Origin of the sequence: Nocardia sp. CC213A, assembly GCF_030766805.1 — a bacterium.
GTDB lineage: Bacteria > Actinomycetota > Actinomycetes > Mycobacteriales > Mycobacteriaceae > Nocardia > Nocardia otitidiscaviarum.
Genome location: NZ_JASFXA010000002.1, coordinates 159,275 through 182,062, shown reverse-complemented (window position 1 = coordinate 182,062; position 22,788 = coordinate 159,275). Strand labels below are relative to the sequence as shown.

General features: G+C 68.0%; 15 protein-coding genes and 2 pseudogenes. 2 read left to right on the top strand and 15 right to left on the bottom strand.

What is annotated here, in order from left to right; translation table 11 throughout:
- Positions 1-323: 323 nt before the first annotated feature.
- The 9 genes from QJS31_RS04305 to QJS31_RS04265 all read right to left on the bottom strand — a co-directional run bounded on the left by QJS31_RS04305 (position 324) and on the right by QJS31_RS04265 (position 12,421).
- On the bottom strand, positions 324-1,166 hold the full coding sequence (locus QJS31_RS04305; RefSeq protein WP_306355962.1) for an ESX secretion-associated protein EspG: 843 nt from the start codon (positions 1,164-1,166) through the stop codon (positions 324-326).
- Between the two features lie 34 nt (positions 1,167-1,200).
- Positions 1,201-1,509 (bottom strand): WXG100 family type VII secretion target, encoded by a 309-nt coding sequence (locus QJS31_RS04300; protein ID WP_282784805.1) that lies wholly within the window; start codon positions 1,507-1,509, stop codon positions 1,201-1,203.
- A gap of 46 nt (positions 1,510-1,555) precedes the next feature.
- Positions 1,556-1,942, bottom strand: coding sequence for a hypothetical protein (locus QJS31_RS04295; RefSeq protein ID WP_306355961.1), 387 nt, complete (start codon positions 1,940-1,942; stop codon positions 1,556-1,558).
- A gap of 48 nt (positions 1,943-1,990) precedes the next feature.
- Positions 1,991-3,409: a PPE family protein gene (locus QJS31_RS04290; protein WP_306355960.1), complete on the bottom strand. Its 1,419-nt coding sequence runs from the start codon at positions 3,407-3,409 to the stop codon at positions 1,991-1,993.
- 17 nt (positions 3,410-3,426) lie between these two features.
- Positions 3,427-3,744: a PE domain-containing protein gene (locus QJS31_RS04285; protein WP_282784800.1), complete on the bottom strand. Its 318-nt coding sequence runs from the start codon at positions 3,742-3,744 to the stop codon at positions 3,427-3,429.
- A gap of 113 nt (positions 3,745-3,857) precedes the next feature.
- Positions 3,858-7,835 carry a type VII secretion protein EccCa gene (gene eccCa, locus QJS31_RS04280; RefSeq protein ID WP_306355959.1) on the bottom strand — a complete coding sequence of 1,326 codons (3,978 nt, stop codon included), beginning with the start codon at positions 7,833-7,835 and terminating at the stop codon, positions 3,858-3,860.
- Positions 7,836-7,867: 32 nt separating this feature from the next.
- Positions 7,868-9,427: a type VII secretion protein EccB gene (eccB, locus tag QJS31_RS04275; protein ID WP_306355958.1), complete on the bottom strand. Its 1,560-nt coding sequence runs from the start codon at positions 9,425-9,427 to the stop codon at positions 7,868-7,870.
- Positions 9,428-9,433: 6 nt separating this feature from the next.
- Entirely contained in the window at positions 9,434-11,194 is a 1,761-nt protein-coding gene (eccA, locus tag QJS31_RS04270) for a type VII secretion AAA-ATPase EccA (RefSeq protein WP_039818534.1), read from the bottom strand.
- Positions 11,195-11,323: 129 nt separating this feature from the next.
- Positions 11,324-12,421, bottom strand: a complete 1,098-nt coding sequence (locus QJS31_RS04265; protein ID WP_282783908.1) for a hypothetical protein — start codon at positions 12,419-12,421, stop codon at positions 11,324-11,326.
- Between the two features lie 236 nt (positions 12,422-12,657).
- Between QJS31_RS04265 and QJS31_RS04260 the strand changes: the two genes are divergently transcribed.
- Both QJS31_RS04260 and QJS31_RS04255 read left to right on the top strand, forming a co-directional pair.
- On the top strand, positions 12,658-13,512 hold the full coding sequence (locus tag QJS31_RS04260) for a C40 family peptidase (RefSeq protein ID WP_372341496.1): 855 nt from the start codon (positions 12,658-12,660) through the stop codon (positions 13,510-13,512).
- A 23-nt stretch (positions 13,513-13,535) separates the two neighbouring features.
- A complete protein-coding gene (locus QJS31_RS04255; RefSeq protein ID WP_282783905.1) occupies positions 13,536-15,575 on the top strand; it encodes a hypothetical protein in 2,040 nt (679 codons plus the stop codon).
- Positions 15,576-15,684: 109 nt separating this feature from the next.
- Here QJS31_RS04255 and QJS31_RS04250 read toward each other — a convergent pair.
- From QJS31_RS04250 to QJS31_RS04225, 6 genes and pseudogenes are all read right to left on the bottom strand, one after another.
- Positions 15,685-15,840: pseudogene (locus tag QJS31_RS04250) on the bottom strand (short-chain dehydrogenase); the annotation flags it as partial.
- A gap of 275 nt (positions 15,841-16,115) precedes the next feature.
- Positions 16,116-18,356 carry a hypothetical protein gene (locus QJS31_RS04245; RefSeq protein ID WP_306355957.1) on the bottom strand — a complete coding sequence of 747 codons (2,241 nt, stop codon included), beginning with the start codon at positions 18,354-18,356 and terminating at the stop codon, positions 16,116-16,118.
- A 12-nt stretch (positions 18,357-18,368) separates the two neighbouring features.
- Complete coding sequence (locus QJS31_RS04240; protein ID WP_306355956.1) at positions 18,369-19,064, bottom strand: hypothetical protein; 696 nt, start codon at positions 19,062-19,064, stop codon at positions 18,369-18,371.
- A 912-nt stretch (positions 19,065-19,976) separates the two neighbouring features.
- A pseudogene (locus QJS31_RS37305) lies at positions 19,977-20,213 on the bottom strand (type VII secretion target); the annotation flags it as partial.
- Positions 20,214-20,246: 33 nt separating this feature from the next.
- The gene (locus QJS31_RS04230; protein ID WP_306355954.1) at positions 20,247-20,597 is read right to left on the bottom strand and encodes a YbaB/EbfC family nucleoid-associated protein; all 351 of its coding nucleotides are present in this window, start codon (positions 20,595-20,597) and stop codon (positions 20,247-20,249) included.
- Positions 20,598-20,644: 47 nt separating this feature from the next.
- Positions 20,645-22,732, bottom strand: a complete 2,088-nt coding sequence (locus QJS31_RS04225) for a type VII secretion target (protein ID WP_306355953.1) — start codon at positions 22,730-22,732, stop codon at positions 20,645-20,647.
- Positions 22,733-22,788 lie beyond the last annotated feature (56 nt).

Here is a 22,788-nt window from a genome sequence, read left to right as displayed (position 1 = left end):
CTGGGGGTTCGGCTGGGGGTTCGACGCCTGAGCGTTCGACGGCGAGGGGCTCGGCGGTTGTGGACTCGGCGGTTGTGGACTCGGCGGCGCGGCGGACATGTCCGGGGCGACGGCCGAGTCGGCACCGGACCGGGTATCGCCCGGTCCGGAAGGAGCCGCCCGCTGCCCAGCGGCATCGGGACCGGTGGCATCGGGGAGCAGGTACGTGCCGTACCCACCCAACGGACGAGCCGAGTCGGCTCCCCGTCCATTCACAGTCGGTGGTCGATTCACCATGTGCCTCTTCCTCGCACGATCATTCGTTCCCTCGCCGCCGCCACCGTTCAGACCCGGCTGGTGTCGAACCAGCTGCGGCTCGGCAACATCTCGACCAGGGCGGCGACACCCGCCGCGACGGTGGCGTCGTCACCCGGGGCGAAGGTCGCCCATTGCTGCCCGTCGTAACCGACGCCGGGCGTCGCGACGACCCGGCCGAATTCGGTGTCGAACACGCTCATACACACTCCCGCCTCCGCGGTCCCGCCGTCGTGATGTTCGAGGACCACCACCTCCGCACGCCGCAGCACCTCTTCGAACACCCGGCTCAGCACACCTGCGGTGTGCGGAACCGCACCCAACTCCAGCAGCCGTTGCTTCCACTCGATCGCACCATCGGACGGCTCGCCACCGAATGCCTCCGGTTCGGCGGTAACCGGCTCGAAATCCAGTGCGGGGCAGGGTCCCAATGCCGCGAGCAGCGCTCCGGCCACCGCAGACAGGTCGCGTGCCTCGTTGAAGATCGGTTGAATCACCACGTGGTCGTCGTACCGCAAGGCCAGCACATGGGTCTCGTCCCGGCGGACCAGCGACATCCGCAGCATGCCCGCCGGAACCTCGTCGGCTCCGGTGTCGATGATCCGCGCGGCGAGCTCCACATCCGGTCGATAGAGGCATTCCAACCAGTGCGCGACCTGTGGATGCACCCGGTCGTCCACGAGTACACCCGCCTCGACGAGCTGCCCGCGCACAACAGCGTGCACCCTGTCCCGATCCTCGACTCGGTAGATGTTGGGCATCAGTGCGAGTACGAGCGGATAGGAGTCGATGCCGACCAGCTGCCGAAGCAACAGGGCGGCATCGACATTCAGGTCGACCGCCACCGGATCGAACTCCGTGTCACCTGCCACCGGATCACCTGCCCCCGCGATCGACGCGGAGGAGCTAACCAATCGACAGGAACCGATTGCCCTGGGCGATATCGACGTTCCGCATGTCGCCTGAACTGCCCGAGGTTGTCGAGATCGCCCTGGCTACGGAGCGCATCGTGCTCTCGTAGTTCTGCATGTCGGTGTTGAACTTGGTCCAGATGCTCGAGGCAGCCGTCGACATATCACCTGCGGTAATACTCTCCAGGTTCGCCTTGAGCGACCGCAGGTTGGCGAGATTCTGCTCCATCGCGGAGATCATCCCACCAATTTGCGCGGTTGCTCCATCGACCGCTGTGAAGTTGTACTTCATTCCGCCGGCCATGATTTCTTACCTTTCAACTATTTGAGAATTTCTATTGCGGTGTCGATCACCAGGTATTGGTATCGACCTTGCTGTTCACAGCGGTGTCGGCCACGGTCCAGGTACCGGCGGCGGTGCCGCCATCCAGAATCCCATCGGCTCCCGCGGCCGCGTAGACCCGCGCCTGTGCGTCCAGGTCGGCCATTTCGATCTTGCCACCCGAATCGGTCAGCGCATCGATGATCTGCTGCAGCGTTCCAGCGAGTTTTACACCGGCTGCATGCGCGTTACCGAGGGTGTTGTAGATCGCTTGGCCCGCACCGGCGCTGACGACCGCGGTATGCAGTTCGTCCTGCGAGGAGGCCAGGGTCTTGAGGTTGCCTTCGAGTTCGCCCAGACATGCCGCCGCGTGGGTGGCATTATTGGTGAGAACTTCGGGTTCGGCGTCGAACAATGACATGGAATTTCCCTTCCCGGTTCACTATATTGACCTCGGTGTTACTCACCGGGGGTGCTTCGAAGCGGATGGCACTACACCATCCCTTTCGTCGTCGACGGCGCCGATGACACCGATCGAAAAATTCACTTCGCGGTCAGGTTCCCGGTCGGCATCGAAGTCGCTGCTGGATGTCTCGATGACACCGATGTTCAACGGCCGCTCGAGCACCGGCACGTCAACGGGTGCGCCGGGAATGAAAACTTTCGGCTTCCGCTGCTTCTCGTCCTCTCTTCGGCGCCGCATCCGCGCCGTGGGGGCGCTGACCCCGCGACGCGGAGCTCCGCGGGCGACCGGCGCGCTCGAGGTGGTCGCGGGCGCGGCCCCGAACGCGGTACCGACCCCGGCGGGCCAGCTCGGGGGCATGCGGAACCCGGTCGATGCCCCTGACATGGCGCCGAGGCCACCTCGTACGAGTCCCATCGCCACCATGCTGCCCGCGCCACCGTTGAGCCCAGCCAGTGTGGTCGACTCCATCGAGGTGCCGGGAAATCCCATATGCGCCAGCGGATCGCCGGGAAATTCCGCCAGGCCGGGGTCGGACATCGATGAGATCGCCCGCTCCACATCCGAGATACCGTTCTGGATCTCCGAGCCAGGCTGGCCTGGGTCACCGATGGGCTGCGTGGGATCCGGCATCGAACCACCCGCGTCACCGCCACCGCCGGAACCACCGCCGCTGGAACCACCGCCGCTGGAACCACCGCCGCCGGAACCACCGCCGCCACCGCCCGAACCACCAGCACCGCCCGAACCGGTCACGGCTGTCGAACTTGTAACAGGAGGCGAACCGCCTGTTTGCGGCGCAACGTAATTCGAGGAGCCGCCGGGAAGGGTGGGTGCGGGACCACCGCCGGCGACGATCGGTGGCGCGGGCAGTGGCGGCGGCAGCGCGGCCAGATGCGCCATCGTCTGTCCCGCGTACCCGTACATCGAGGCCGCCGCCGCCACCCACATGGCCATGTACATGGCTTCATTGGCCGCGAGCAAAGGTGCGGTAGCCGTCGCGAGCGGGCCGCCGGTACTCGCCACCGCGGTCAATGCCGCACTGGCAGCCCGATTGGCCAGGATCAGCGGCAACGGCGGCATGGACGACAGGGCGGCGGTGTACGCCTCCCCCACCCCGGTGGCGTGCGCGGAGGCCGCCTCGGCGACCTGCGCCTGCTGCCGCAGCCAGTTCGCGTGCGCGCGGAACGCGCTCGTGGCCGACGTTGCCGACGGACCCTGCCACGATGCCGACATCGCGTTCATCGAGCCGTCGGACGATGCGGCCGTGCCCGAGAGCGCCGCCGCGATACCGCTGTACCCGGCCGCCGTGGCGGTCATGGGCCCCGGCCCCGGGCCGGTCGAGAGCCGCGCCGAGTTCACTTCCGGCGGCAATGCCGCGAAATCGAGACCCAGCGGAAACAAGAGCAGCGGAAACACGGCACGCTCCAGGGAACTCAGCGAACGAATCCGGCACCATGCGGCGCGACCGCCGCACCGCCCGCCGTGTCGGTGGTCCGATAACTGACAGCCACGGGCACCAGTTCCTGGGCGCCGGCGTGCAGTTCCCGCATCCCTGCCACGGTCGTCTCGAAGAAGGGTGCGGCATATTGGGCGAACGCCGCGGAGGCCAGCATGCTGACCGGGTCCATCGCGGCCGGTACCGGCACAGCGACTCCTGCGGCAGCCGAAAGTACCCCGCCGAGGGTTGTTTCCGCCAGGGACAATTCGGCAGTGGTGATTGGAAGATGTTCCGGGACAACATGCAGAGCCATCGCATGAACTCCTATACCAAACGGATACCACCCCAACCGGGGGGACAATCAGAACACTAAGGCATCCCCACTGATGGGGATACTCGATGACACCGGTGCCGAATCGCCTGCTGTCACTGCCGTTCCGGTTCCCATGCGGCCTGCACCAGATCCTTGCGGGCGTGCAGCGGTTCCACGAATATGCCGCGCCCGGTCGGCTGCTTCATCGGCTTCACGTCACCGATCAGCACGCCGTCGAGTTTCGAGCCGTCCATGATGAGGCCGGAGGAATTGAGGTTCTTCACCTGACCGAGAATGTTGTCGTAGAGCGCCATGTCGGCCTGGGCGATATTGCGAGCCGCGATGACGTGCAGACCGGTATCACGCCCGTCGACGATAATGTCCTTGATCGGGTCGAGCGGATTCATCGCTCCGCGCTGGGCCACCATGTGATAGTCGTCGATGACCAGGAAGATCTCGGGTCCACTCCACCAGGACCGATCCCGCAGTTGCTGCGAGGTCACGCCATCCGGTGCCCGGCGGCTGCGCATCTTGGCGGCGAACGCGGGCAGCCCTTCGGCCAGATCGCGTTCGGAGGTCAGATACCCGATCGATTGCTCCGCGGGTATCGCGTCCATGTGCGCGCGGCGGTAGTCGACCAGCAGGACCCGCGCCTGGTCCGGAGTGAACTGGCGCCTGATCGATTCCAGGAATGCCGCTATCACAGTGGACTTCCCGCTGCCAGAGGAACCGAGCACGATCATGTGTGTGGACACGCCGAAGTCGACAGCGGCCACACTCAGATCGGATTCGCGAAGCCCGAACGGTACCACCAACCGCTGCGCCAGCGTCTGTGGCGATGGGCCGGGATGGATCTCCGCCCAGCTGATCCGGGACGGCAGCAGCTTGACCGCAGGTGCCTTCCGACCGGCATAGACACCGGACAGGTGGTCGATCGCAGCAGCCAGCCCCTCGGCGGCCGATTCCGACTCCCCCACCCCGTCGATGCGCGGTAGGGCCGTCAGCATGTGCAGGGCGTCGGTGGAGATGCAGCGCCCCGGCCGATTCGGCGGAATCGCGGCAACCAGGGCGCGGTGTGAGTTGAAGGCGGTATCGGTGAGATCGCCGAGCCGCATTTCCACCCGGGTCTGCAGCATGTCCTTCATGGCGGGCCGGATCGCGGCCCAGCGTGAACTGCTGATCACCAAATGAATGCCGTAGTTCAGACCTTGGAGGGCGAGGGCTTCCAGCGTCGGCATGTACTCGTCGTAGTACGGACCGGTGACGGTGAATCCGATATCCCAGCCGTCGACTACCAGGAAGACATCACCGTGCTGATCGCGGCCGGTCAGCTCGGCCGACTCCGTGGGCGAAGCCAGTCGTCGCCGGAACTCCCGCATGCTGTCGATGCCGAGCTCGGCGAACAACGCCTGCCGACTCGCCAGCAGATTGTTCACCAGCGCGATGGTGCGCCGGATCCGGTCCGCGTCCCGGGGCAGCGCCACCGAACCCACGTGCGGGAGGTTCCGCAGTGCCGCCAGACCACCGGAGAAGTCCAGGCAGTAGAACTGCACCTGTTCGGGGGTGTGGGTGAGGGCCGCGGACAGGATGAGGGTCTGCAACGCGGTGGACTTGCCCGACTGCGGGCCGCCGACGATGGCCGCGTGCCCACCGGCACCGGACAGATCCATCGACCACACGTCTTGGCGCTGCTGGCGCGGCTTGTCCACGATCGCCAGCGGGATGCGCAGTCCGCCCGGCTCGACGGCGGGGACCAGCCGATCCAGCGTGGGCGCGACATTCAGTGGCGGCAGCCACATCTTGTGCGCGGGCCGGCCGTGCCCGGCCAGCTGTTGCAGCACCGTCTCCATCACGGTGACCGCTTCGCCCTCGGGCTCCGGCTCCGGCGTCGTCGGCTGCTCCGGTTCGGGCGCCGGTGGCCGGATGTCGGCGACCGCGGCCGCCGTGAACAGCTGCGGCGGCCGATAGCCGCCGCCCGGTCGGCGGGCCCGATTCGAGGCCGCCGAACCGGCCGAGGCCGGGGTCGGCGCGGTCCACGACTCGCCGACGTACGCGGCCTGGAATCGCTGCAGCTCACCGGCACCGACGCGCAGGTACCCGGAACCGGGTTTCTTCGGTAGGTGGTAGGCGTCCGCGGTGCCGATCGCATCGCGCGAGTCGCTGGTCTGGTTGGTGCGCAACGCAACTCGGTACGACAGGTGCGCCTCCAGTTCACCCATCCGATTGGAGGGCACCTTCTGCGAGGACAGCAGCAGGTGGATGCGCAGCGAGCGGCCCAACCGCCCGATCGCCACGAACAGTTTGGCGAAATCCGGGTACTGCTCCAGCAATTCGGCGAACTCGTCGAGAATGATGAACAGGGTGGGCAGTGGCGCCAGGTCGGCGCCCTGTTCCCGGGCCTTCTCGTAGTCGGCCACATTGGCGAAATTGCCCGCGTCGCGCAGAATCCGCTGCCGGCGCGCCATTTCGCCGTTGATCACGTCCTCCATACGAGTGACCAGGTCGGATTCTTCCTCCATATTGGTGACCACGGCCGTCACGTGGGAGAGGCGGTCGAAGCCCAGGAAGGTCGCGCCACCCTTGAAGTCGACCAGCAGCAGATTGAGGGCGTCCGGCGAATGGGTGGCGACAGCCGACAGCACCAGGGTGCGGAGGAACTCGGATTTGCCGGATCCGGTTGCGCCGATGCACATTCCGTGCGGGCCCATACCCTCCTCGGCGGATTCCTTGATATCGAGGAACACCGTCGCACCCGCCGGATCGTGGCCGAACGGGATGTTCAACCGGGCGCGGTCGCTGTCCCGCCGCGGCGGCCACTGCCGGTCGATGCGGATCGCCCCGGGATCGGCGATGCCGACCATCTCCTGCCACGATGTGCCACCGCTGGCCTGCTCGGCGGCCACGGCCTCCACCACCGACGACAGCCGGTACGGGGAAACGCTGCGGGCCAACGCGGTCATGGCGGACACCGATATCCGGTCGGCGATGGCGACCTGCCGGGTGGACCGCGAGGTCACCTCCCGGATGGTCCGGTCGGCGTCGACGGTGAATCGCAGCGAGCGCGGCAGCGGTTGTTCCGTCGCACCGAGCCGGATCCAGGTGCAGCCGTCGATACCGGAGATATCGCGTTCGTTCGCCGAGCCGCCGACATCGACGATCAGCACGAGATGCTTCTTGTCCACGGCGGGTTCGGCGGTGGTGGAGAACGGGCCACGGTTGAACTGGGCCAGCACCTTGGTCCTGATCTCACCGACGGTGCGGTAGACCATCCGGCCGGAGCCGATGCCGTCGGTGGCGTCGCGATGTTGACTGTGCGGCAACCATTTCAGCCAACCCCACTCCGGCGCGTCCGGATCCTGCAACGCGGCGGCCACCGCCACCTGGTCCGGTCCGTGCAGGACGACGATCTCGGCAAGCATCGCCCGCACCAGCGCGGCGACCGCGTCCTGGTCACCCTCGAAGATCACCTGGGGCGTGGACAGCAGGTTCATCGCCACCGGCATCCCGCCGACGGTGGAGTACGCCTTCGCGAAGCGGGTGATCTCGACGACGCCCACCGGATCGAGGTCGGAGGTGGGCGCCGCCTCCGGCACGATCACCCGGACCTGATTGGCGATGCGCCCCAAACCGATTCGCACGCGCAGGAACTGCGGGTGCGGCGCCTGGATCTCCCACATCCGCTTGCCGCCGACGAGCTTGCCGATCTCGTCCGGCCCCGGGTGTGAATACCGCAGGAAGCGGTGCAGTTCGGCTTCGGCGTCGTGCACGGTCTTGCGATGGTCGGTGATACTGCGCAGATAGTCCTTGCGGTCCTCGTTCACCTCGGCGGCGGAGCCCTTGTTACCGCCCCCGCCCAGCCCGCCGCTCATCATGCCGACCATCGACACCATCATCATCATGGGGAAGAACAGCATCATCGGTGACATGGCCCGCCCGCCGCGGAACATCATCACCATCATGCCGACCATCGCGGCCACCATGACGACGGGCAGGATCATCTTCAGTTTGGACGGCGGCACCGGCCGGGGCAGTTCGGTCGGCGGCTGTAGTTTCAGCTCGGCCACCGCCGGAGCCTTCGGCCCCGTCACCATTCGCGCCGGTCGTACGAACCGTCGTGTCGTAGTCATCGTCCGTCCCCGCCGAAGCCGACACCGGTGGCGTTGGATGGAATGCCGTCGTGCTGGATCCGAGCATCCACCTGGGACAGCGTCGGCCCCACCGCGAACAGGGATACGATCGACCACGGTGCGGGCACCGGCGAACCGAGGTTCAGCGACCGCAGTGTCGGGTCCGCCGACGGCTCCCGGCCGGGTTCGACGGCGATGCCGTAGCGGACTCCGCTGTCGGAGACCCACCACAGTGACTCCCGCAGCCCGGATCCGGGATCATCACCGGTCACCTGAATGAATCGCCCGCTGGTGCGCGGCAGGTAGGCGGCATCGGCGGTGGTGCCCGCCGAACCGGCCGCGGTCACCAGCCCGACCGGCAGCCGCTGTTCATCGGGGGCGAGCGGCAACTGCCGGCCCACCAGAAGATCGATCATGGCACTCGGTTCCGTGTCGAGACGCTCCCAGGACAAACAGGTCACCGCGTGCGTCGAGGTGTCCACCAGGTGGACGGGACGGCGGGGGTAGTGCTCGGTCCCCGGCCAGTCCCCGGGCCGTAGGTTCGCGGCGATCACGCTCGGGCTCACCGTCTGCGACGAAATGGCGCCGCGCACATCGAAATTGCGGACCATCGCCGCGAGCACCGGGCTCACCCGGACCGCGCCCGACGACGAGACCAGGTAGTACTCCGCGCCCCGGTCCGGCTGCGAGACCGTCAGCACCGACCCGACCGGCACCGTCAGGCCGGTCGAAAAGGTCATGCTGGCGCCGAAATCGGGAATCTCGGGCACCCGGAGAGCCGGAACCTCGGGTATCGCTTCGATCAGTCCGTCGGAGGCGGGCATGACGGGTGCGGTGGCGTCGAGCCCGAGGGCCAGGGTCACCGCGGAGTCGGCGAGGTCGATCATGGCGCGCACCGCGCCGTTCGCACCGTCACGGTACACCAGCCAGATCGTGCGCCCGTTGCGCATCAGCCGCGCCTCGTCCGCCTCCAGTTCCCGCGCGCCGTCGCCGTCCACCGTGAGCGGGCCGCCGATCGCGGTGGTGTGCACCGGCGCCGTCGTCGCCGTCGGCACGCCGGTGTCCGGGTCCACCGGAGCGGCGGCCCCGCCCCGCGCGCGGTCGCACACCGCCCAGTACGAGTCGCGATCCGAACTGCCCACCATGCGGCCCGGTGCGCCGGGAATGCCGACCCACGGCCCGCGCGGGTACTTCGCCAGTTCGCCCGCGTCGACTCGCACCGGATCGGCCGCCTGCCCGGTGATCAGCCGCGCCGAGGTCAGATTGAGCGCCGGATACATCCGGCCGCCCATGTTCACGTACAGCGCCCCGGAGTCCTTGTCGGCCACGATCGGCGAGTCGCCCACCTTCTTCGCGGGCGAGAAGAACGCCAGCACGGCGGCTCCGGCGACGCCGACACAGGCCAGCGCGAGGCCGATCATCAGGGCGGTCGACCGGCCGCGCTGAGGATCGTCGAGCATCGAGGCGTCGCGGCGCACCAGCGCGTGCTCGATCCGGCGGAGCAGAAAGCGCCATCCGGACACCTGGTGTTTGGACACCACCCGGAAGCGGGCCACGGTGTGCTACCTCTGCGCGGTGGGTGTCAAACCCGCCAGGGCCGCCGTGATGTCGAAGGCGTCGACGGTCATCAACTCTTGGTCGGTCATCGCCGAGATGTCCACATTGTCGCGGGTGAAACGGTAGTCCCGCTCGGCCTCGGCGGCTTCGACCACATTGCGCACGAAGCGGCCGTTGCCGGCCAGGTCGATCATCCGCCGACCCCCGGCGTCGCGGCGGGACATCTCCGCGCACCGTTCCCGCAGAATCTCCCGGGCGTCCTCGGAGATCAGCGAATCCTTCTTCTTGGCGATGTGATCCGCGATCTGCACCAGTTCGTCCGGGTCGTAGCTGGGGAAGCGGATCCGCTTGGTGAATCGTGAGGACAAGCCCTCGTTCGAGGCCAGGAACCGGTCGATCTCGTCCTCGTAGCCGGCGATGATCACCACCAGCTTGTCGCGGTCGTTCTCCATCCTGGCGAGCAGCGTGTCGACGGCTTCCTTGCCGAACGCGTCGCCGCCCGACAGTCCCTCCTGGATCAGCGTGTACGCCTCGTCGATGAACAGCACCCCGCCCAGCGCCGAGTCGATCAGCGCATTGGTCTTGGGCGCGGTGTGGCCGAGATGGGTGCCGACCATATCGTTGCGGGACACCTCCACCACATCGGCCTTCTCCACCACCCCGAGACCGGCGAAGATCTTGGCCACCACCCGCGCGATGGTGGTCTTGCCGGTGCCGGGCGGGCCGGAGAAGATCAGGTGCTGGGATTTGGAGTCGACGGCCAGGCCGCGCTTGGCCCGGACCTGGTCCATCTGCACACCGGATTTCAGTCGGTCGACCTGCTCTTTGACCGATTCCATCCCGATCTGCGCCCGCAACAGCTCCGATGCCTCGGCCAGCAGCGACGCCCGCTCCTCCCGGGCCGCCGCGGCCGCGACCTCGACCGGATCGTCACCGGACTTCGGATCCCATTCGTCGGTGCGGGAAGCGATCACGGCCGGTGTGGTCTGCGGCAGCCGATAGGACTTGTCCTCGACCGCGCGCTGCCACTCCGGGCGCGCGGACCAGAGTCCGGAGCCCTGCAACCCCTTCAGCACCTTGTCGCCGGCCTCGTGCTCGCCGGTATGCCGCAACAGCATTCCGTACAGGAAGTGCGCGTCCGCCCAGATATACGACTGGTTGCCCGACGAGCTGTCCTCCACCAGCCGCCGCGCGCGCGGCAGCGCCTCGCCGAACCGGCCCAGGTGCGCCATGGCCTGGGCGGCCATCAATTCGGCGGCGATATCGAGCAGGCCGTCGTCGAGCACCGGCCGCCGGGTCCGCATCTCGAGCACATCGGTCCAGCGTTCCGTGCGGAAGTACAGTGACATTCGGACGAATTCGGCGACCTCGTCACCCGGTACCTCGTCCAGGATCGCGGCGGCCTCCCGCCACTCCCCCGCCTCGGCGTAGGCGGCGGCCTGCGCGATGGCGATCTGGTCCCGGTCGGCCATGGCCACCCGCAGCCCGTACATACCGATCTCGACCTGGCACCACAGGGCCCGATCGACCAGGCCGGCCCGCTGCTGGTCCCGGTACAGATTGTGTACCGACCGATAGGCACCGTAGATCACCTCGGGGGTGACCTCACCCGCCATCGCGCGCCCCAGCCAGGCATCGCACATGTCCGGGTCCAGATCTGTCGCCGCCCTGAATGCGGCCGCCGCGTGCTCCTCATTGCGCATACCGCCGGCGATCAGACCCAAAGCCTGCACACCGGTGTAGAACGCGTCCTCCGGACCCGACACTCGCCCCGTCCCTTCCGCCGATCTCGTTCCCCCGCACCATAAGTCACCCCGCCGAACGTCTCACCGGACTCATTCCCACCGGTGGGAACAGGTCCGGACGTGCGGCGATGGCGTGCGGACCCGCTACGCCTAGATCTCGGTGAGGCCGTCGTCGGACACATCGTCGGCCGGCGGAGCGTCGTCCGCCCCGTCCTCGGCGTCCGCTGCCGGTCTCGCCGCCGGTTGCAGCGCGGAGCGGACACCTCGGCCCAGTGCGCCGACCACAGGTCCGAGCGGCCCGAGCGGGTCGGCCGCCGGTTGCCCGACCGCTTCGCCCGTCGCCGACGAATCGGGTTGTGGCGACTCCGGTTCACCCTCGGCCTCGGTCCCGTCCGGGTTCGGCTGCTCCGCCTCGGCATTGCGCGGATCGGTCGGGGTGGGCGAATCACTCGGCGCGGGTGCGCTTTCCGGCGCTTGGGCGCCGCCCTCACCGTCCTCCGGCTCGCCGTTGAGGTTCTCCAGTAGATCGGGGACCATGTTCAGCAGCGGCATGGCCATCATGGGAAGCATGGCCAGCATCGGGAGCATCGAGGCGATTCCGCCGCCGTCACCGCCCCCGCCACCGGCACCGGCCGCACCACCGCCGGCGGGTTTGCCGTCACCGTCATCCTCGGAACCGGCCATATCCTTGTTCAGCTCCGCGACAGCGGTCAGCTTGTTCTGCACGGCGGCGACGGCCTCCGCCAGATGGCGCAACAGTTCCATCTCCTGGGCGGGCTTCAGCTCGGCCTTGCCGACGGCCTCGAGTTTGCCATTGAGGTCGCCGACGATGTCCTTGATGGCGCGTAGTGTCTGATCTTCTTCGCTGGAAACGTATTTCGCGATCTCGACGACATTGCGGTCCGCCCGCAGCAACGCGCCCTGGCGGGCCTCGACCTTGGTCAGGGTGTCCTTATACGCCTCGGTGGACTCACCCTTGCCGAGATTCTCGTAGACCACCGGGCGGATCAGGTCTTCGACCTTCGGCGGCGGACTGGTCGTGCCGATGCCGAGCAGGTTCACGCAGCCCTGAATGGCGGCCTCGGCCAACGCGATGTATGCCAGCAGACCGGTCGACGCGCCGGGTGGCCGGACGAGCTCGACGGTCCAGAAGTTCTTGTCCTCTTTTTTGTCGGTCTCCTCGGCCAACAGCGCGAACAGCCGTTCCTCAAGATCCGCTACCTGCTCGTCGGTCAGCTCAGTCGCCATGCCGCGCCACCACCTCTCTGCCCCGTCCGCCCCATTGTCGGTTATCCCCTACCGTGGGAAGGGCCGACAATGAACCGGGGGCGATCCGAGAGGCGGGCGGGCGGTGAAGCGATCGAATGGTGTCGGAATTGACTGCTGATGTAGACGAGACAATGCGTATGCTTGCCGCCCTGTATGGAGAAGGACGGCCGGCGGTCGGTCATTCGACGGTCATGATGCGGGATATCGCCGCAGGTATGCGCGCGCAGAGCGCGTCCGGTTTGGCCGGATACACCGAAGCCCTCGGCGCGCATACGGTTACCGCCGACAACCAGTCCCGCCGCGACGGCACCGTGCACACATCCGTGGCGCGATCCGGTGAGGGTTCCGTGGTCGGCAGGCAGCAACTCGCGCACCAGCTCACCGAATTCCGGACCCGGGTGCAGGCTCTCGTCTCGGTGGGTGACGCTCGGTTCAGCGGCCCCGCGCTGCTCGACACCGCGCAGCGGACCATCACACAGGCGGCCAGACAGGTCGCCGCCGATATGGACACCGCCCGCCGCCTGGCCGCGCAGATCATGCCGCCGGCGGTCGCGCCGTCACGCCCGCGCACCGTGCCTCCGGACCGCCGGGTACGGCGGGTGCGACGGCGTCGACGGATCCGCCCGGTAGCCGCGGCCCTCGGCTCCCATCCCGCACCAGCACGCGGTCCGCGCCGGCAGTCGGACGGAACACCGGGGAGTGACGCGGTATCCGCGGCCAGTGGCTGGCTCGGCACGCCGTATGTCTGGGGTGGTGGCGACGCCAGCGGTCCGAGCGGCGGCGGCTTCGACTGCTCGGGGTTGACCCAGTACGCGGTGGCGCAGGCTTCCGGTGGCGAGGTGGTGTTGCCCCGCACCACCTACGAGCAGATCTACAGCGGCATCCGCATACACCCCGGTGATGCCCAGCCGGGTGATCTGGTGTTCCCCGGGAACTCCTTCAGCGCTCGCGGACCCGAGCACGTGCAGCTCGCGGCGGGCGGCGGCAAGGTGATCGAGGCCCCGTATGCCGGGGCGCGCGTCCGCTGGTCCGATATGGACCGCAACTCCGTCGTCGTACGGGTGCTGTAACCGGGCCGTATGAGGCTGCACCCGTGGCGATTCAGATTCCGAGCGAAGTCGCGCTCTTCCTGAACTTCTTGGGATATCCGTATCCGGATATCAACGAAGACCACGTGCGGGAACTCGCCGACCAGGTACGCACCTTCGCCGAAAAGGTGCGGAACACGCACACCGCGGCGACCGGCACGATCAACGAAATGGGGTCGGTGTATTCCGGCTATTCCTACGAACAGCTCGTCACCACCTGGGCGCGCATGAGCGCGACGAATATGGCCGACCTCGATCAGGCCTGCACCGTCGTCGCCACCGCGCTGGATGCCGCAGCGGTGGTGATCGTTTCGGTCAAGATCGCGGTCCTGACCGAACTCGCGGCACTCGCGGTCGCGTATGCCACGGCCATGTCGGCGGCGGTGGCCACCTCCGGACTGTCCGCCACCATGGGTCCGGCCATCGCCGCCGCGGCCCGTCGGCTGCTCGTCGCCATGGAACAGACCCTGCTGAGCTACCTTCTCGCCGAGGTGATCGGCCGCGCGGTCGAACCGCTCGAGGAAACCGTCGCCCGGGTGGTCAACGGGTTCGCCTACGAGTCCGCGCGTCGTGCCCTCGGGGTCCCGTCGGAGGCCGGACCGGCACAGACGCTCCGTATCGATCCCGACGAGGTGCTGCGATACGCGAAGGTGCTCGACGACCACGCGGCCGACATCACCCGGCACGCACAGGATTTCGCGAACAATGTCGCCGATCTGGACTTCACCACGCCGGACATCGGAATGGACGAGCCTGCCGGAATCCCCCGCACCTCGGCGTCAGCCGACCCCGGAGCGGGCGCGGGCGCACCGGATTCGAATCAGGGTGATGCACGGTATTCCGGTAGCCCGCCCACGGCCGCCTCCCCGGCCACCGTGGCAGCACCGACGGCGCGGCCGCTGACCATCGGCCCCGAAGAACTGTCCGGCACAACGCCGTCGGAATCCGCCGCGGCATCCGAGTCCCGGGCACAGCATCCGACGGCGTCCGCCCCGGACGACACGGGCCGACGCGAACAGTCGACCGATGCCGCGCGACAGGCCCCAGGTACACCGGACCAGAACGGCAGCGGCGCTCCGGAACAACCAGCCGCGGCGAACAACGGCGGCAATGCCGGACGCCTGCCGGACCAGTCGGCCGGGGATACTCCGGCACCGGCCCGAGCAATGTCCGAATCGTCCGAGCCCGCCGGCCAGCGTCCCGGAGCCGAACCACGGTCGGACGGGCAGCCCGACATCCGTGCCGCCGATACGCCCCCCGCCACCGCGACATCCGATCCGGCTGCCTCTCGGACTGTCGGTTCTCTTTCCGACACAACCGCATTCACCGCCTCGCCGGCACCAGCGACAGCATCGGCGTCGGTGTCGGCATCCGGAGATGGCCAGCGGGGCGGTAGTGGCATCGGGAACCTCGCGCCATCCGCCGGAGCGAGTCCACCGCGTTCCACGGGGGCAACGCCGTGGACACGCAAGGCGAAACCGGCCGGATCTGGCACGGCCCCACCGGAGCCGGACCTCGCCGACCCGACCCGACCCATGGCACCGCCCGCCGAACACACTCCCCTCGCGACGCCCTGGTCGAGAACCCGGCCCGCCACCGAAACCCCAGCCCGGGTCTCCGCGGCCGAAACCACCCGCCCGGCACCGACATTCACACCCGTCGAGGCCGTACCCGATATCCGGAGGAGCGAGCCGACACCGGGTGTAGCCGTCTCCACGCGGCCTGTCACCGCCGGTCACGGGGCGACCGCGGCACCGAAGGACGAAGCCGACACCGCCGGACCGGCCATACCTCGGGAAACTGCCGGGCCTGGTGGACCCGATGAACATGCAGCACCCGACGGACATGCCGAGCCAGGCGATTCTGCCGAACCTACCGAGCCTCGCGAATCCGCCGAACCCACTGAGCCTCGCGAATCTCGCGGGGCTGCCGGACCCAGCGGACCTGCCGGACCTCCTGGCCCCGCCGGACCCGGAGTAGTCGGCAGTCCGCGCAGACCCGGCGGCGTCACCGCACCCGACATCGGCCCACCACGATCCGTCTGACCGGCGCGTCACTGGAAGCGGATCGACGCCCCGGCCACCGTCGCCCACACCGTGCGGACTGGGATTCGGCCCGCCATCGGATGCGATGTACGCACGGGGCGTACAGCGCGTCGGCGCCCGCCTCACCTTGGACGATCGGGTCGTAGTCGCGCGCCGCGCCGTCGACGAGACCGAGGGGAGCGTGGAATCCCTCCTCGGCGAAGCGGATCTTCGTGCAGTGCGGGCGCTCGTCGGCGATCCAGCCGGTGCCCACGGCGGGCAGGAGAGAGCGACGATGGGCCGTGCGCGGGTCCGCGCTGATCCGGTAGGTCCAGTCGCCGCCGGTCCGGCAGTTCCGGTTGCCCCGGTCCGGCACATCCGGTGGCCGCCGTTGTTTCCAGCCGATCCGGGGGCCGCCCGCCGGTCCGGTGGCCGCCGTTGCTCCAGCGTTCTCGCATGCCGCAGCGGGCTCGGCCGATCCGGTCGCCGTACAGACGCACACCCCCTGCCGCCCGCATCCGGTGGAACCCCTTGCAGGCGGGGGCGCTCAGGCTCCGGCTATTACCGTAACGTCGGAGCCTCCACGGCGGGCGGTTCCGGCGCGGTCCGGTCCGAGGCGGTGACCGGCGGCGGATCGGCCGTGGCGGCATCGTCGCTGGGATCGGGATTCGGTGTGGTCTGGTCGATTCCGGTCGGATGGAAGTAGCCGACGAAGTCACCGTACGGCCCATTGCCGTCATCGGGGGGATTGTTCGGATCCAGGGGTACGAGTTGCCCGCTCACAATGACCTTCAGGCCCTCGTCGGTCACCACCACCAGCGCCGTCCGGTTCTCCCACTGCACCACATCGCCGGTCTGAATGCCGGGGCGAGGTTCGTCATCGGTTCCCCCGGGTGTCGGGCCCACGGGAATCCACGAATTGCCCGCCGACGCCTCCGCGACCGTCCCCTCGTAGGCACCCCGCCCGTCACTGCCGTTCGGGTTGTGCAGTTCCTTGTTCACCGCTTCGGCGACCACCGCCGGCACTTTCTGCGTCGTACCGTCCGGGAGCTTGACGTCCACCATCCCACCCCGTGGGGTGAATGTCTGCGGCGGAGGGCCGACGCCCTCGGGCGGGGTCACCGCTTCGGGCATCTCGCTCCCCGGAATCGGCACCGGATTCTGGTCGGGCGCATACGGATTCCCACCGGGGTCGGTGTTCCGAGGGTCCTCGTCGGGCGCGGGTTCGGGTTCCTTGCGCGCAAACGGACTGTTGTTGCCGGACAACCCCGACATGAGCGCGGCTATCGGGAGCATGCTCTCCATACCGCCCATGCCGGAGTTGGTGCTCTGCGCGGGGACCTGGGTGGCACTCGCGGCGGGGGACGGGGTACGGCCGGTACCCGAATCCGAGCCGTCAGGACCGGTGCCCGTGTCGCCCGAGCCGACACTATCGGTTCCGCGTTCAGCCTCCAGTTCGCTGATTATCTGTTCCAGTTTCTCGGCGGTGATCCCGCTGCGCCCACTGGTCTCGCCGTTCGCACCGGTCTCACCGGTTGGGCCATCGATCAGATCTCCGAATAGGTCCTTGCCGTTGTTCAGACCGCTACCGGCGAAGGGGTCGGTGTAGCCGTTCCCGTTCCCGTTGCCGTTCCCGTTCCCGTTGCCGTTCCCGTTCCCGTTGCCGTTGCCGTTGCCGTTCCCGTTCCCGTTGCCGTTCCCGTTCCCGTTCCCGTTCCCGTTGCCATCACCATCACCATCACCATCTTTGTCATCGTCGGTACGCGCGGCCTGGTCCTGAAATTCCTTGACTGCGCGATCATATTCCGTATCCCACAAATCGGAAGCGTCAATGATTTTCTGGACGTAGTAAAGCTGCTCCTTTTCAGGTGTCAATTGATACTGCCGGTGACCCGACTCGGTTTCGGTCAACTCGTACACGACACTGGTGTAATACTCTCGATGAGTGTTGCCGATGGGTTCGTAGCTGTCTGCGACGATATTTCCGTCGTCATCGACTTCGATCGTCGAATATTTACTCTCCTCCAGTTCGACGAGGAGATCAACTTCAAGGTGGGCGCGCAAGTCGTCTTTGATCTTCCTCAGGGCCGCCAGGATCTCTTTCTTCTTGGCCGGGAGGCCCTCGACGTCGAACTTGACATTGTCGTTCTTGTCGTCGAACAAGGATTGCCGCTCATCCATGCGTTCGGCGAATGTCTCGTGCCCGTCATTGGTCGCAGATTTATCCTCAATGCCCATGACATTTTTCCAGCCATCCGTCGTCCCGATATCCTGGAGAACGTTGGTGAACTCCGGAGCCGACTCCGGATCTTCCACGGGGATCGAGTCGAAGCCCTCCTGCATGGTGTCCTGGGAATCTTTGATCAACAGCTTCAGGTCCGGACTGGAACCGCGCGGAAAGGGGAAGTTCACCACTTCGAAGCGATCCCCTTCCGGGGTCAGGCGCGTCTGTTCGCCGAAGTCTCCCCAGAGATCGAGATCGGCCAGCGTGTCGCTTTTCTCGATATCGCTCTCGGCGTCCGGACTGCCTTCGTCGATTGCATATTCTTTGTCTTTCAGACCGTCGGCATCGGCCGAGTCTTCAGCCGAGTACGCGGTACCGTCTTCCGATACGCGATAGTCGACGGCATCCGAATTGGGCCACACTTCGATGGGAACGTGCTGGCCGCCCACCACCTCATAGAGGGTCAGCTCCCCGGCGGCATGGTCTTGAAAGTAATAGAACCCCTCTTCCGGGCGGGTGTCCGAGTCGGAGCGCCCCCCATCATTAGCGTAAACCGTATAGGGTTCGTCCTTCGCCACGATCTCTCCTCGCTATTCGGCGCGCAGCAGCCCGCTGTCCGGTCCGACACAGAGATCAGGGACGGCGACGGGTCGTCCGACATCACGCTCCGGTCCGACAGTTGCCATCCGGGAATCGACGAAGGCCGGATGCTTCACAATCTGCTCATATGCGTAGAACTGGTTCCGGAGTCGGCGATATCCCGGCTCTCCGTTCAGCAGCAGCAATAATTCGGTGCATCGGCGCTGAAATGCCAGGGTCCGCCTGTTTTCCCGATCCCCTGCCGTGTGGGATCGGATCACTTCGGCAAGAGTGTTATCGGCCCGCCGCAGCTCGACCCACCACTGTTTCGGAACGGGCTCCCCGGCTTCGAGCAGGGCCAGCATCCGTTCCCGCAATTGTTCGACCGGAACCGCAGCCACCGGCGTGGCGTCAGCTCGCCGCACTCGGTGATGGGCTTCGACACTCAATGCGAGACCCCGGGCCGCGCGCATCGCAGGCGGTACGCCGAATACCTCGGCTAGCGCTCCGGCGGAACCGGCGAAGCCCAAACGGTCGACGACACGAGGTCCGGGACTTCGCAGGTTCAATTCGTTCGCGGGTGCGACCAACTCACCGACCACCGTATCCGGGATATCCGCTCGCAGTTGCGAATCGATGCGGTCCGAGCTCACCAGCGCGGTCAGCCGGGCATTCGCTTTCGGCCCGTAGATCTCGGCGAACTCCACCAGAATCCGCGCAGGGTCGGTGTACTGCTCCCAAGTGGTCCACTCGGATTCCCCAATACCCACCGCATCGTCGCGTCGCCACGGCGTGGACAGCTTCCGGGGCAGGTACAGACCCGGTGGCAGCCAGCCCCTACCTTCATTGGTGGTGAGCAACAGTGCCATGCCGACCGGACTGCGCAGGGCCGCGACCGACCATGTCACCGTGGGAGCCGTCGGCCCCACGGCGTGCAGTATCGACGCAAGCAGGGTGCGGGCGGCGGCCAGGTCGGGATTGCCGGCCGCCGAGTCCCCAGGCTGCGGGCGCTGCCGTGTGCCAGCGGTGGTCGCGGCCGCTCCCACGGCCACGGCCGATGCCGGCCTGGCGACACCGGCGGGTTGGGCGCTGGAGTGTGCGTCGGCGGCCGCGAGCGCGGCCGCCGGAGGGGGGCCTGCTCCCGGACCGGAAACGGTCGCCCCCGCCGGAGCCTGTGCGCCGAGTCCGGGCGGACCGCCCGGCGGTGGTGCGGTCCCACTGCCGCCCGCCCGCCCGGTGGTTTCCTGTGCCCGACGGGGCTCACCAGACACTGGAGGCCGAGTCGAAAGTCCGGAGTGCTGAGAATCGGAGCGGTTCTGGGCACTTGCTCCCGGGATCACCGCCGGGGCTGAACCGTCGTCCGGAAGGTGTTGCGGCGCAACCGGTCGACCGGTTACGGGGCCGCTCGGCACGGAGTTCGACGCCGACGGCCCCGGAGTCACGGCGGTGGGATTCGTGACCACCGGAGGCGTGACTATCGGGTTCGTGGCGGCGGGAGCTGTCGAAACGGGCACCGGCCCACCGGATGTGGGCACGGTGTCGAAACCTCGCCCGCGATCACCGATATTCCGCCCGGAATCGTGGTCTCGATGTTCGAGCTCATTTGCCGCCGCCCGCAGGATGTCCCGAGTCCGCTCATGTCTGGCGGCCTGCTTTTCCGCACGTCGATGCCGCCGGTCGAAATAGTCCGCCAGCGCGGCACGCATCGGTTCGGCGATGGTTCCGTACTGAGATCGGAATCTGCCGATCCAGCCCTCCGGAATCCGGCCAGCCTCCCGGATTTTGGCGGCGGCCCGATCGTGCCGGTCCGCCAGCGCGCGCAGGTTATCCGGATCGAGGCGCAGCTGGTTCACCATCCCGGTGTCTCCCTCCGCTGACGTACCTGCCGTTCATTCTCCTTGCTTCCCAAAGTTGGGAATCTGGGTTTTCGGACCGTTTCCGGAACGCCACTCGCGCACGATCTCGCCCAGCGGCCGGGGCCGATCGGTCGGATCGCTCGTCGCGATCCGGTACTGCTGCCGCGCGTCGTTGGTGCTCTCCAACACTGCGGCCATGATCTCGGCCACGAGCTCCCGGCTGTCGAAACGCGCACATGTTCCGGGTGCCAGATACAGGTTCAGCAGCTGCCCTTTGGCATTCACCTCGGGAATGACCATGCCGGACGGGGATGGACGGCGTGCGACTATGCGCTCGAACTTCTCCCGCATCGCCAGCGCGCGGTGCCGCAGTTCCCGCGCCATGGCCTGTGCGGCACGCACATTGGGATGGGGCTCACGACGTCGAGCGGTCATCGCGCGCCGTTCTTTCCGGCACTGTGATCGTCGCGGCGCGGGTCCGGTGCGACCGCTCCGGCCGGGGGCACCGGCGGTACCGCTCCGGCAGGCGGCGCGGACGCGGTGGGCGGCACGGTCGCCGCGGGGGGTGCGGCCCCGGCAAGCGGTGTAGTCCCAGCAGGCGGTGCGACCTCGGTGGGCGACCCCACCCGCGTAGCGGGCGTGGCGGTGGCATCCGGTGACCCGGCGCTGACGCCCGGCTGCCCGGTCTCGCCACCGACGAGATCGGCTTCGGAGACGAGCACCTCGTACCGCTGTGCCACGACCGCGTCCGGCGCGGCCACCGTCTCCGGTGTCGCGGTGTAGAGCGGGTGGCCGATGATCTGCACGTGCGCGTACACCGCGTCGCGCAGTTCCTGCCGGGTCACGTTCTCGCTCAACAACATCAGCACTTCGTCGCAGCGGCGTTCGTACACCAGGCCACGCAGGAGCGCGGCCTGGTCGTCCACCCGCAGCTCACCGAGTTCGACCCGGCGCACATCGACGCGGCGGGAGAGCATGGCCGCCGCCAGCAGGTCGTCGGCGTCGCGCAGCTCGTCCCACCACTCGCGTGGGACTTCGGCGCCTTCCCGCAGCTGGTCGAGGATCTTGGTGCGCAACCGGCGCACCGCGGCCGCTTCCGGTGTCGGAGCGCTCGTCTGCCCGACCCGGGAGTGGGCGTCGATCGCCAGCCCGAGGCAGTGGTCGCGGAGCTTGTCGTCGGGCACGCCGCCGACCTTGTCCTGCAACCGCGGCATGCCGGTGAGCGCCAGACGGTCCACCGTATCCGGCGTGTGCACGCTGAGATCCACCTCGTCGGAGGGCGGGACCGCGGACTGCATCGAGACGTCGCCGAAACGTTCCCGCAGACCGGAGTCGATCTCCGCCGAGGAGACCAGGGCCGTCAGCCTGGCACCGGATGCGGCGCCGATCGTGAGGCTGAACTCGGCCAGCACCCGCGCCGGGTCCGAGATGCCCTCCCAGGCGGTCTCGGCGCCGGCCACGGCCCACGGCAGCGTGGTGCCCTGCGGCACGTAAACCCCGGCGGGAAGCCAACCCCGGCCCTCGTTCGAGGTCACCAGCACCATGGCGCCACCCGGCCCGCGCAGCACCGACACCGCCCATTGCAGGCCGAGCGCGGAAGTCCTTACGGCGGAGAGAATTCCGCCGAGCAGCGTGCGGGCGAGCACCAGGTCGTCATCCGGCTGCCCGCCCACCACGAAGGCGGGTCCGGCGGCCTTGTCCCTGGCATTGGCCAGGGCGGAGGCGAATGGCGCGATCGGCATCATCGGCAGACCCACGCCATTGGCGGTCGACCCGCCCGGTGTGCCGGAAGCGGTCTGGTCCGCGCCGCCGGGAATGCCGGCGGCGGGCGTCATCACCGCCGGTGGCACCACGCCGCCGGGCGGCGTCGACGCGCCGGGCGTGGTTCCGGACGGTTGCGCTCCCGTGCCCGTGGTGGCCGGGGTGGTCGACTGCGTGGTGTCGCCGGGCGCTGTCGGGCTTCCGGCGGCCGAAGGGGCCGCGGCCGCCGGTGAGGTGGCTGTGGCCGCGGGTGCCGTCGGTTCCGCGGCCGGAGTGGTCGCGGCACCCGCACCGAGCCCTGTGCCGATCGGTGCGCCGTTCAGACCGGGGTCGGTATTCGCGGCGGCCGGTGTGGTGACGGCGGGAGCATCGGCCGACGGGGCACCGTTGATCGGAGTCGGTTGACCGGCTCCGGGCGTCCCGGGCAGCTGCGATGGCGCACCGAATTCGTCACCGGCCCGGCGGAATCCGGAGGCGATGTCGTCATCGGTGCGTTCGTAGCTGTTCGCGGCGGCCCGGAGTGACGCGGCGGTCTGGTCGTGCTGATCGGCCAGACGCTCACCGGCGAGCTGGCGCGCGTTGTAATACTGAACGAGGGCCTTGTACACCGGGAAAGCGATCTTGCCGTAGGTGGGCAGGAAGTTGTCGAGCCAGGCCGACGGCGGCTGCGCCCACTCCCGGGTGTCGCGGGCGACCCGGTCGTGCTGATTCGCGAGCTGACGCAATACTTCCGGGTCGATATCCATCCGGTCCGGCATGCTCGCTCTGTCCTTTCCCGCGCCTGTGGCCTACATTCTCCGACCTTCCCAGTCGT

Excerpts from the sequence above, each read along its gene's own strand:
- QJS31_RS04300 (WP_282784805.1), bottom strand. The coding sequence starts at position 1,509 with ATGGCCGGCGGAATGAAGTACAACTTCACAGCGGTCGATGGAGCAACC.
- QJS31_RS04285 (WP_282784800.1), bottom strand. The coding sequence starts at position 3,744 with ATGGCTCTGCATGTTGTCCCGGAACATCTTCCAATCACCACTGCCGAA.
- eccCa (WP_306355959.1), bottom strand. The coding sequence starts at position 7,835 with ATGGTGACGGGGCCGAAGGCTCCGGCGGTGGCCGAGCTGAAACTACAG.
- QJS31_RS04265 (WP_282783908.1), bottom strand. The coding sequence starts at position 12,421 with ATGGCGACTGAGCTGACCGACGAGCAGGTAGCGGATCTTGAGGAACGG.
- QJS31_RS04260 (WP_372341496.1), top strand. The coding sequence starts at position 12,658 with ATGCGCGCGCAGAGCGCGTCCGGTTTGGCCGGATACACCGAAGCCCTC.
- QJS31_RS04230 (WP_306355954.1), bottom strand. The coding sequence starts at position 20,597 with ATGGCGCGGGAACTGCGGCACCGCGCGCTGGCGATGCGGGAGAAGTTC.
- QJS31_RS04225 (WP_306355953.1), bottom strand. The coding sequence starts at position 22,732 with ATGCCGGACCGGATGGATATCGACCCGGAAGTATTGCGTCAGCTCGCG.